Annotated in this window: 10 protein-coding genes; 5 read left to right on the forward strand and 5 right to left on the reverse strand. The window is 39.0% G+C overall.

The features are described 5' to 3' along the window. Window positions 1-13: 13 nt before the first annotated feature. Complete coding sequence (locus L2735_RS06755) at window positions 14-1,297, reverse strand: DEAD/DEAH box helicase (RefSeq protein ID WP_248983981.1); 1,284 nt, start codon at window positions 1,295-1,297, stop codon at window positions 14-16. Between the two features lie 380 nt (window positions 1,298-1,677). Here L2735_RS06755 and L2735_RS06760 point away from each other — a divergent pair, with 380 nt between their 5' ends. From L2735_RS06760 to L2735_RS06780, 4 genes are all read left to right on the forward strand, one after another. Further along, window positions 1,678-2,301, forward strand: a complete 624-nt coding sequence (locus tag L2735_RS06760; protein WP_248983982.1) for a peptidylprolyl isomerase — start codon at window positions 1,678-1,680, stop codon at window positions 2,299-2,301. Between the two features lie 543 nt (window positions 2,302-2,844). Beyond that, on the forward strand, window positions 2,845-3,993 hold the full coding sequence (yiaY, locus tag L2735_RS06770) for an L-threonine dehydrogenase (RefSeq protein WP_248983983.1): 1,149 nt from the start codon (window positions 2,845-2,847) through the stop codon (window positions 3,991-3,993). A gap of 319 nt (window positions 3,994-4,312) precedes the next feature. Beyond that, on the forward strand, window positions 4,313-4,678 hold the full coding sequence (locus L2735_RS06775) for a cytoplasmic protein (protein ID WP_248983984.1): 366 nt from the start codon (window positions 4,313-4,315) through the stop codon (window positions 4,676-4,678). Between the two features lie 538 nt (window positions 4,679-5,216). Further along, window positions 5,217-6,518: an NAD(P)/FAD-dependent oxidoreductase gene (locus L2735_RS06780; protein ID WP_248983985.1), complete on the forward strand. Its 1,302-nt coding sequence runs from the start codon at window positions 5,217-5,219 to the stop codon at window positions 6,516-6,518. A gap of 127 nt (window positions 6,519-6,645) precedes the next feature. On the opposite strand, the gene L2735_RS06785 is transcribed toward L2735_RS06780, so the two are convergent. From L2735_RS06785 to L2735_RS06800, 4 genes are all read right to left on the reverse strand, one after another. After that, on the reverse strand, window positions 6,646-7,014 hold the full coding sequence (locus L2735_RS06785) for a hotdog domain-containing protein (protein ID WP_248983986.1): 369 nt from the start codon (window positions 7,012-7,014) through the stop codon (window positions 6,646-6,648). A 205-nt stretch (window positions 7,015-7,219) separates the two neighbouring features. Next, a complete protein-coding gene (ltaE, locus tag L2735_RS06790) occupies window positions 7,220-8,242 on the reverse strand; it encodes a low-specificity L-threonine aldolase (RefSeq protein WP_248983987.1) in 1,023 nt (340 codons plus the stop codon). Between the two features lie 195 nt (window positions 8,243-8,437). Continuing rightward, window positions 8,438-9,262, reverse strand: coding sequence for a mechanosensitive ion channel family protein (locus L2735_RS06795; RefSeq protein ID WP_248983988.1), 825 nt, complete (start codon window positions 9,260-9,262; stop codon window positions 8,438-8,440). 22 nt (window positions 9,263-9,284) lie between these two features. After that, complete coding sequence (locus L2735_RS06800; protein WP_248983989.1) at window positions 9,285-9,854, reverse strand: OmpA family protein; 570 nt, start codon at window positions 9,852-9,854, stop codon at window positions 9,285-9,287. Window positions 9,855-10,460: 606 nt separating this feature from the next. Between L2735_RS06800 and L2735_RS06805 the strand changes: the two genes are divergently transcribed. Continuing rightward, complete coding sequence (locus tag L2735_RS06805) at window positions 10,461-11,933, forward strand: peptide MFS transporter (RefSeq protein WP_248983990.1); 1,473 nt, start codon at window positions 10,461-10,463, stop codon at window positions 11,931-11,933. Window positions 11,934-11,946: the final 13 nt, after the last annotated feature.

Below are 11,946 nucleotides of genomic sequence, written 5' to 3' on the forward strand. Positions count from 1 at the left end.
GCGATTCAACAGGTTACTTTGTCTTTTTAGCGTACTTACCCTGACGAGTCGGCTTGGCTTTATCGTTACCACGATTACCACTCGGCCTTTTATACTTAAATGATTTCTTAGGTTTTACAGCCTCGACCTCACGGTACCTTGCAGGTAAAGGTGCGCCAGCTTCATAACCAGGCTGAATTTGCACTTCAATTTGAGTATTGATTAATGCTTCAATGTCACTGAGTAGTTCCATTTCATTTTGAGCTACAAGCGATATAGCTTGGCCTGTTAAACCTGCACGCCCGGTACGGCCAATTCGATGAACATAATCTTCAGGCTCTGGTGGTAATTCAAAATTAATCACCAATGGCAGTGCTTCGATATCTAGCCCTCTAGCAGCCAAATCTGTCGCTATCATCACTCTTAACTTGCCAGTTTTAAATTCTTCAAGTGCTCTGTTTCTAGCCCCTTGGGTTTTATCTCCATGAAATACTGCCGCTTTAATGCCATCTAATTTTAATTCTTTTAATAGATGTTCAGCCGTTTCCTTCATGCTGGTAAATACCATCACTTGCTGCCAGTTATTGCGCCCAATCAGTTCTGACAGTAATTCAGCTTTACGTCTTTTATCTACTTGAAATACTGACTGAGAAACCGTATCGGCGGTAGTTTGATTCGACACGTGCACAAACTCAGGTTCATTGAGCATTTTTGCTGCTAAACTTTTTACATCTTCAGAGTATGTCGCTGAAAACATCATAGTTTGATGTTGGCGATTAACTAAACGCTTTACCTTTTCGATGTCTTTAACAAAGCCTAAGTCCAACATACGGTCAGCTTCATCAATCACTAAATGAGTGACAAACGATAGATCCAGTTGATGTTGACCAATGATGTCAAATAAGCGACCCGGAGTGGCCACAAGAATATCAACACCTTTAGTTAACGCTTTACGCTGCGGATTAATACTCGCGCCGCCATAAACCGCAACGCTTTCAAACGGCAGAAACTGAGCGTAACTCACAATGTTTTGCTCAATCTGAATTGCGAGTTCTCGCGTAGGTGTCATGATTAATACACGCAGTCTTTGCCAAGCGGTTTTATTGTCTTGCTCTGCAAGCTGTTGCTCTAAAAGTGACAGTAAAGGTAATGAGAAAGCTGCAGTCTTACCTGTGCCTGTTTGAGCACTGGCTAAGATATCTTTACCTTCAATGGCTAATGGCATCACAACTTGCTGCACTGGCGTCATGCTGTCATAACCACAAGCCGTTACTGCATCTAATATAGGCTGTGAAAAGCCAATTGAATCAAAAGTCATATTTTTCTCTAATCTACACTACCAATAATGGCGTCATTGTAACGGTAATAGCCTTCTGATGCGATTTATTCACACGCTATTTATTCGCACACTCGTTAGCAGATATAGCCGTTAACAAAAAGTTATTCTTAAGCCTGCAGCTCCTCTTCCACGACACTCAATCTTAAAATCCAAATTAACGATGTAAACTTCATCGTTTGGTAACGATGAATTAAGAAACCACTGTTTAAAAGACTTCAGCTCTTATCCGCATAAAATAATTTGCTGTCTTGACTACTTACCAAGTAACATTTTGTATCTTGAACCATTTTCAGTTGCTTTAAATAAAGCGTTTAAGCAACATGCTAGCTACATAAATAAAACAAAAATAAAGGCCTCAAATGAAACTCTTGTACCCAGTATTATTCGCTCTGACTTTATCCGCATGTGGCGGAAGTTCAGGTTCAAGCTCTCCAGCTCCAATTGACCCAGACCCGATCCCACCAGTTGAAGACAAAGAACTTCAAATGGATATCTGTTATTTAATGTCTACCACACTGGGTGATATGACCTTAGCAATTGATACAACCACGACGCCAATTACAGGACAAAACTTCAAAAACTACGTGGATGAGCAATTTTATGATGGCACTATTTTCCATCGTGTGATTTACAACTTTGTGTCTCAAGGTGGCGGGTTTACTTCAGGCTTAGTAGAAAAACCTGTTAATGACCCTATTGAGCTTGAAACCAATTTAGGCTTAACAAATGCGCATTATACGATTGCGATGGCAAGAACCGATGTAGCAAACTCGGCGACCTCACAGTTTTATATTAATGCCTTAGATAACCCGCAACTTGACTACAGCAGTACAAGTGCTCCTGGTTATGCGGTATTTGGTCAAGTGGTTGAAGGTATGGATATTGCTGATCAAATCAACATTGTTGATACTAATAGTAACTATGTACCTGTCACAGATATCGTGATTAACAGTGTTGTGGAAACAGCTTGCCCTTCAAGCTAAACACCTAAATCCATCTGATTAAACATACTTAAATGCCTGTAACTAAAATAGGGCCTGTCGATCTTTGCAGGTTAAGTTTTGTTCGAAATAAAAGTGTTTTAATTGAGGCGGATGGATTGATGCCTAGTCATCTAAGCTACTCTTTGTTTAAAAAGATGCATCCAACAAAGAGTAAAACGCTTTTACTCGAACCCTTCGGGCAGCGTTTGTTGGCCATTTTTACTGCGTTATCGACCTTTTATGTAGAATAACTACACCACAAAGTCTCTGCCTTGTATAAATGGCCAACAACTCGCTGCAAAAACAACCTTGAAAGTTCAACAGGCCCTATTACAGGCATTTTTATCTCTAAATAAATATGAGCCAGTTCAAAGCTAAACAACAAAATTAGCGCTAACTCCCCATTTGGTATTAAAACTACAAAATCGCACTAAACAAGTACGAATATATGATTTTCATCACAAACTGCAGTGCATTTGGTTGTTACTTTAACGACAGAAGAGAATTTTATCATTTTAAATTTTACGCGTTAAAGAGGTTTTTATGGCTACTAAATTTTTTATTCCTAGTGTCAATGTGATTGGTCAAGGTGGTGTTGATGAAGCGATTAATGACATTAAAACATTAGGTTTTAAACGTGCATTAATCGTTACCGATACACCTTTGGTAAAAATTGGTTTAGTTGAGAAAGTTACCAGCAAACTGATTGAAAATGGCATTGCTGTATTTGTATTTGATGGTGTGCAGCCGAACCCAACTATTGGCAATGTTGAAGCTGGTTTAACGATGCTAAAAGCTCACGAGTGTGATTTTGTGATTTCTTTAGGTGGCGGTTCGCCGCATGATTGCGCAAAAGGTATCGCTTTAGTCGCAACTAATGGCGGAAAAATTGGTGATTACGAAGGTTTAGATATGTCAGCTAAACCTCAAATGCCACTTGTCGCTATTAACACTACAGCAGGTACAGCGAGTGAAATGACGCGTTTTTGTATTATTACCGATGAAAAACGTCATATAAAAATGGCTATCGTTGATAAAAATACCACACCAATTTTATCTGTGAACGATCCTGAGCTCATGGTAGAAAAACCTGCATCATTAACTGCTGCAACGGGTATGGATGCGCTAACTCACGCCATTGAAGCTTATGTGTCAATCGCAGCGACACCTATTACTGATGCTTGTGCAATTAAAGCCATTGAGCTTATCCAAGCGAATTTAATCAATGCAGTTGAACAAGGTGACAATATTGATGCACGTGAGCAAATGGCGTACGCACAGTTTTTAGCGGGCATGGCATTTAACAATGCAAGTCTAGGTTATGTTCATGCTATGGCGCATCAACTTGGCGGCTTTTACGACTTACCACATGGTGTTTGTAATGCACTGTTATTACCACATGTTCAGAGTTACAACGCTAAAGTCGTACCTTCAAAATTAAAAGATATTGCCAAAGCGATGAGTGTTGATATTACAGGCTTAACCGATGAACAAGGTGCTGAAGCTGCTATCGATGCAATCAAAACACTATCTGTCGCCGTTAATATTCCAGCGAATCTCACTGAGCTAGGGGTTAACCCAGAAGATATTCCCGTGCTTGCTGATAATGCATTAAAAGATGCTTGTGGCTTAACTAACCCTAAACAAGCAACACATGCTGAAATTTGCGAAATATTCACCAACGCACTATAAATATACAGTAAGAAACAGTAGCAAAACTTATAAATAATGATTGCTACATCAATGTTTGGTTATGCACAACTGCAGCAATGTTGTGCATAGCTAACTATTTGCTCATTTAATGTGTATGGCTAAGCTGAATGTACCATGATCGGCCATTAATTAAGCAACACTAAGATTCACACTAACATCCCAAACCACTGAATTTAATGAACAAAAAAAGTTAACCTATTAACAATTGTTAACTAGATCTAACTTCTATAAATAACCGTTGACCAAAGTTAAATTAGCGGTCTATGATGAATTACATTCTTAAAAAAGTAGGTAAGCTATGACAGCAATCACTCATGTGTACAACTACACAGTAAGATGTCCTCATTACAAAGAAAACGAAAAACCAGCAAGCTGGTTAAATCATGTCGAAGTCAATCAATCTAGTGAAATCGCATTAAACAGAATCACAAAATGGCATGGTGAACCCGGTACTAAAGCCTTCGAAAGTGGCGAGTTTGTCGTCAGAAAATCCAATACGGATGACACCTATTATGCGATGCAAAGTGATCGCATGTTCAATAATGCCCACTCATTAGTTACCTTCAAAGTATTCTTAGACAAATGCTGTCAAGATGCAGACCCAGAGAAAATTATTGCTCACCTTGTTGAAGACTATAATGGTCGCTTAGCTAAAGCACAGTAATTGCTTACTTAGCACTAGCAACCATCGATTCAATAGCATGCTAGTTAAAAATATTCAAACTCACCAATAGCGATATTGAGTAGAATAACAATCGCTAAATTGAGACCGACAAGTAGTTGCTTGTCGGTTTTGTTTTTTAGAATGAATTTTTTTTTGAAATGAGTGATCCATTGCTCATTTATTTATTCTGCTTTAATAGTCGATCACACTTTAACGAACTTATTTAGACGCCCACTACTGTTTAATATATAAACATCTCTATCTGAATTTCTAACCTCTAATGTACTTCATTAGCAGCAACTCGTTTTGGTGACCATGATTTGGTGACCATGCTGTGATGATCATAGTGATGTACTAAAATTTAGCGCTAACGCTATGTTGTTGATTTCATTCTTTTGGGCTCAATACCCACATTAATCAACGCCAACCCCGACTCAGCATTAAACCAATATATCCAGTCATCACTTGGTTCATTAGTTGTGGTTTTTAAGAAATTTTACCGAATTATTTTAATCTTAAGTCAAAGGAGCATCACACGATGCAAGCAGTTCCAAATATCGTCATCATCGGTGGCGGCGCAGGTGGTATGGAAATCGCCACAAAATTAGGCCGTAAAGTTGGTAAGAAAGGTAAAGCAAAAGTCACTTTAGTGGATTGCGCAGAAAGTCATGTTTGGAAACCTTTATTACATGAAGTAGCAACAGGTGCCCTTGATATCGGTCTAGATGCTATTAGTTACCGTGGTCACGCATCAGATCATGGTTACCACTTCCAGCAAGGTGCCATGATTGATATTAATCGTGAAGAAAAAAACATCATCCTTGCTCCAATTAACGATGAAGAAGGCCAAGAGTTACTGCCTGCGCGTAAAATCCCATACGATTATGCTGTCATCGCTATTGGTAGTGTTGCAAACGATTTTAAAATCCCAGGCGTTAAAGAGCATAGTTTGTTCCTAGATAACACTGAGCAAGCGATGTCTATTCGTAAAATATTGCTGAATAAATTTATGCGATATGCCAGTCATCATCAGCTAGATGAAAAAATAAAAATTGCTGTGGTTGGCGCTGGTGCAACTGGCGTTGAAATGTCTGCAGAAATGCACCATGCCGTTGAGCAGCTAAGTGGTTTTGGTTATAAAATCGATACCAGTTTACTTGAAGTAACACTTATCGAAGCTGATGAGCGCATTTTACCTAAAGTAGATAAAGTCGAAATTTCAAACTCAGTGACTCGCGAGCTTAAACAGTTAGGCGTTAACGTCATGACCAATACTCGTATTACCGAGGTCAGCCCAGAAGGTCTTTCTACCACTGATGGAAACTTAATCCCGTCAGATATGGTTATTTGGTCTACTGGTGTTAAAGCGCCTGACTTTTTAAATAATATTGGCGGATTAGAGAGTAACCACATTAATCAAGTCATGGTTAAGCAAAATATGCAAACCACCTATGACGAACATATTTTCTCAATTGGTGATTGTGCAGCTTGTCCACAAGAAGATGGTAGCTGGGTTCCTCCACGTGGCCAATCAGCAAGACAAATGGCCTTAATGACAGCTGACAACATTATGCTAATGCTTGATGGTAAGGCACCAAGCAATGAATATGTCTATAAAGATCTGGGCTCATTAGTTAACCTATCTAAGTTCCATACTGTAGGTAATTTAATGTCATTTATGGGCGGTGGTGTACTAGTAGAAGGTAAGATCGCACGGTTTGTTTATACATCACTATATCGTCGCCATTTGATTGAATTACATGGTGTAGTAAAAGGAACATTAATGATGTTAGCTAAAGGTATTGGACGCATTATTCATCCGCACCTTAAGCTGCACTAAATTTAATCAGTAATAATTTAGCTCACTACCTTGTCGATAAATTTTAAAAGGTGGCTGAATATAATAAAAAAGCCCACTTCATTTATATTAAGTGGGCTTTTTAGTGCTTGCTGGCTATACGTCAATACTAAGCTGCGTTAGCTCTAACGCCATGAGGAACAGGTAAACCTCTTTCATTGATGTTGACGAACACAACTTTATCAACAAAGGCTACAGGCGCATTGTTAAAGCAATTACGCACTTTACAACGCAGCGTAATTGAACTTTGCCCTAAACTAATCACTTCCATACCAAACTCAATAACATCACCCAATTTTGCTGGGCTCATAAAATTAATTTCAGACATTAATTTAGCCATCAACATTGAGCTATGCATTTCGCAGCGAGCAAAAAGGGATGTTTCTTCGTTCAGCCAATTAAGTAACTGACCGCAACAAAGGTTTTTTTCAGAATTTAAATCAATAGGTTTTACAATATGACGGCTTAAATATTCCATTATATTGATCCTTACTTTATGAATACCCCTAAAGAGGTAGCAAAATCAAAGCCAATATAATAAACCATTGAAAAAGTTAAAAATTAATCTGTTATAGATTCAACGCCACTCAAAAAACGACCCACTTTATCGCATAAACTGAATCACTTGCACCAAATAAACGCGCGACTTACATGTTAATTAATAAGCCGCGGGAGTGTTTCTATTAAGCTGTAACTTGAGGCAGACACGTCTTTAACACGTCAATAAAGGTTAATACATCTTGGCGACTGATATCTTTATGAGTAACAAAACGCAGTGAATAGGTTGCACTAATTAATATCCCCTGTTGCGATAGCAACAGGGTTAGATGATTAACATCAAAACGTTTATCAAGTTCTGCAAACACCATGTTTGTTTGAACCTGTTTCACATCAACATTAAATTCTGGCATCTCTGCTAGATGTTGAGCAAGTAAAGCCGCGTTGTCATGATCTTCCGCTAATCTATCAACCTGTTCAGTGATAGCAAGTTCAGCTGCTGCAGCAATAATGCCAGCTTGGCGCATTCCACCACCGAGCATTTTGCGCCAGCGAACCGCTTTTTTTATCAAGCGTTCATCGCCGAGTAAAATAGAGCCTACAGGCGCTGCTAAACCTTTAGATAAACAAATTGATACCGAATCAAAATATTGGGTAATTTCACTTATTTGCACATTTTGGGCAACAGCGGCATTAGCAACCCGCGCACCATCTAAATGAATTTTTAAGCCTCGATTGAACGCTAACGTTTGCGCGCCAGCAAGGTACTTTTGAGGTAAGACTTTACCACCAATAGTATTTTCGATACTCAATAAGCGAGTGTGCGCAAAATGGACATCATCAGGTTTAATTGCCGCTTCAATATCAGCCAATAAGATACTACCATCAGCTTGATTATTTAACGGCTGGGGTTGAATACTGCCAAGTACTGCTGCCCCACCACCTTCAAACTTATAATTATGGGCTTGCTGTCCACATAAGTACTCATCTCCGCGCTCACAATGGCTCATAAGCGCTAATAGATTAGCTTGAGTACCTGAACTGACAAACAAGGCGCTATCAAAGCCAAACCGCTCTGCAGCCATATCTTGTAAACGGTTGACGGTTGGATCATCACCATAAACATCATCACCGACTTCTGCAGTTGCCATTGCTTTGCGCATTGCATCGGTTGGTTTAGTCACTGTATCACTTCGAAAATCTATCATGTTTATTCTCAACTACATCAAGCTCGTTTAAAGCAATTAAAATCACAAAAAAAATCATTCTACCTTAAAAAATATTACCTGCGCTGAGTTAAATATCACAAGTAAATAATCAATCTACTGAAGTTGGTGGTTTAAGGGCTGAAAACAAAAAAGCCAGCATACATGCTGGCTTTAAAACGATTGCTTAACTCAATATTACTGAGCAGGCATTTCTTTTAAGTGTAAATCCATTTGCGGAAATGGAATTTCAATATTAGCAGCATCAAGCGCATTTTTGATTTGTTCAAGTAATTCGAACTTTGCTCCCCAATAATCAGCAGTCTTAACCCAAGGGCGAACCACGAAGTTGATAGAGCTATCACCAAGCTCACCTAAGGCAACGGTATATTCTGGATCTTTAAGTACATATTGATTGTTGTCTAATACAGAAGAAATAACTTTCTTGGTTGCTGCGATGTCTGATGTGTAACCCACACCGATGACCAAATCAACTCGACGTGTTTCTTTAGTTGAGTAGTTAGTAATTGTGCCATCCATCATCGCTGAGTTTGGCGCAATAATGGTTTTGTTGTCTCCAGTGCGAAGCTTAGTAGAGAAAATGGTAATTTCTTCAATCACACCTGCTACACCAGCTGCTTCAACAAAATCACCTACGCGACAAGGACGGAAAATAACCATCAATACGCCAGCGGCAAAATTCGATAAAGAGCCCTGAAGCGCCAAACCAACAGCAAGGCCCGCGGCACCAATAACAGCCACTAGTGAAGCCGTTTGAACGCCAATCTGTCCTAAGGTTGCAATGATGGTAAAGACAAAAACTAATCCCCAGACTAAATTACCGACAAATGAAGCTACTGTTTCATCAATTTTACGGCCCAACATCATTTTTGTGGTCAACTTTTTTGCCACATTAGCTAGATATTTACCGATAATAAATATCACAATCGCCATGACAGCTTTAAGACCATAAGTCACTATAAACTCAGGTGCTTGAGCTATTAAACCTTCAATATTTTCCATTGTCTTACTCCCTTAATAAAAATTATTTTTTTACTTTAAATTCTACACGTCTGTTTAATTGTCTTTGCTCAGCTGTTGTATTGCTTGTCACTGGCTCAAAACTTCCTTTTCCTAGTACTGTTATCGCACTAACTTCAAAATCAAATTGTTCAACTAGCACTTTTTTGACTGATAACGCTCTTTGCAACGAAAGACTTAAATTGCTTTGTTCAGAACCCACATTATCTGTGTGCCCCACTAGTAAGATAGCTTTGCTTTTTAGCAACACAGGCAAGGCCTTCTTGATTGTAGGCAGTTGCGTGGTCAAAACCTCTGTACGTGCAAAGTCAAAATAAATCGGTAATGAAGACGCTTGAGAAAGATATAAATCTTGTTCTTGATTGTCCTGAAACAGATCCTGTTGTTCTAAACTGTTTACACTTGTTAATTCAGAGACATCTTGGCAGCCATTTGCTAATACGACAACGCCAACGGGTGTATCTGGGCAGGCATCTTTCTTGTCAGGCACACCATCTTTGTCCGAATCTATCCAAGCATAACTCGCCGGGATAAAACACAAGAATATAAGTGAAACTAATATTTTAATATTCATTTAGCCACCTTACTCTCGGAAACTTGGCACTGCTCATTAATTATAAAATCGGTAATTTTTAAAACGAAACCAATATAGCAGCATAAAACCAGCGGATTACATTTTATATATTTGTTAAGAGTTTGCAAAGAAAATACATTTAATTACAACAAGTATAGATTCAATTACAAAATTAATGCCTATACTAAGCAAACTAAAACAGCCCCCTTAAAAATTGATGGTTAAATTTACTGAAACATACCTCTGGCATTCAAAATTTACAAAACAGCCCAAACCCACAACATACGTATCCTGCAAATCGTTTTAAAAGGTAATTTTGTACAAGTATTTACTGAGCCAGATACCCCATTGCCATTGACTTCTAGGGGCTTAAAAGGGTATATAAGGTTAGCTTTTTCTGGTTTTCATGATTAAAACTTTAAAAAGACAATATTTAATATAATAAATAAACAACAAAGTGATTAATTTTATAGCAACCAAATTGAAACACTAAAAGGCTTAAGGCTGAAAATATCAATACGTTGAAATTAATTACCATTGCAGACAACAATTTCTGTGGCGACGTTTGTCCCACAGGCAAATCACAAGCTTAAGGTGGAAGACTTAATGAGCAATGCAAAACCACAGGGGACCATGCTTGGTCATCCCAAGGGGCTTTTCCTGCTGTTTACAACAGAACTTTGGGAAAGATTCAGTTATTACGCAATGCGCGCCATTCTGGTGCTATATCTTGTTGATAAAGTACAAACAGAAGGTGGACACGGTCTAGGTTGGACACAAGCAGATGCTATCTCTCTATACGGTACTTTCACAGGCCTTGTTTATTTAACCCCACTCATTGGTGGCTGGTTAGCTGATACCTATTTAGGCCAACGCAAAGCCATCATGATTGGTGGTGCGTTAATGGCTGCTGGCCAATTCCTATTAGCACTGCCTCACAGCTGGATACCAGGTCAAGAAACAATGATGTTTTACCTCGGTCTAGGCACCCTAATCTTAGGTAACGGTCTGTTTAAACCAAACATTTCTACTATGGTTGGTGATTTATATGAAGAAGGCGATCATCGTCGTGATGGTGCATTCACTATCTTCTATATGGGTATCAACGTTGGTGCATTCCTTTCAGGTATCATTGTAGGTTCAGTTGTTGCAGCTTATGACGGTAACTTCCAAATGGGTTTCCTATGTGCTGGTATCGGTATGGTATTTTCATTAATCATACAGTTTATTTTTGCTCAAAGATTATTGGGTGATATTGGACGTTACCCTGCTGCTAAACTTGAAAAAGAGAAAGATGCCGCTGCTGGTAATGTTCGTAAAGAACCATTAACTAAAATTGAACGTGACCGTATTAAAGTCATTATGGTTATGGGTCTATTTACTATTATTTTCTGGGCGGGTTTCGAACAAGCGGGCGGCTTACTCAATCTATTCACTCACGATTTCACCGATCGTATGATTGGTGGATGGGAAGTACCGACAACTTGGTTCCAATCATTAAATGCGATGTTTATTGTTATCTTCGCTCCAGTTATCGCCTCTATTTGGGTGCGTCTTGGCAAGAATGAGCCTAACTCACCAGTTAAGTTTGCTTTAGGTCTTGTATTACTGGGTATTGGTTTCTTATTCATGATTGGCGCTGTACTAGAAATGGGCGGCGATGCAAATGCTAAATCAAGCATGTGGTGGTTAGTTGGTGCATACTTCTTCCATACAATGGGCGAATTATGTTTATCTCCTATCGGCCTTTCTATGGTGACTAAATTGGCTCCTCTGCGTATCGCATCATTAATGATGGGCGCTTGGTTCTTATTCATTGCTATCGCTAATAAGATCGGCGGTATAGTTGGCTCATTTATCGGCCATGACGGTGGTAAAGAAGAGCAATTAGCCAATGCAATGTCAATCTTTGCGGGTATCGCAATTACTTCTGTTATATCAGGCATTATTCTTTACTTCATGGCTGACAAGCTTGTTAGCTGGATGCATGGCGCTGAAGGGCAAAATGAAACTGAAGAACAAGCCTTGACTGAAGAAATCGCTGTTACTGCAGAACACGAAGCAATTAAACCAAGCTAAGCCTGTGGTTAAT

This window comes from Shewanella olleyana, from assembly GCF_023283825.1.
In the GTDB taxonomy this organism is placed as follows: Bacteria; Pseudomonadota; Gammaproteobacteria; order Enterobacterales; family Shewanellaceae; genus Shewanella; species Shewanella olleyana.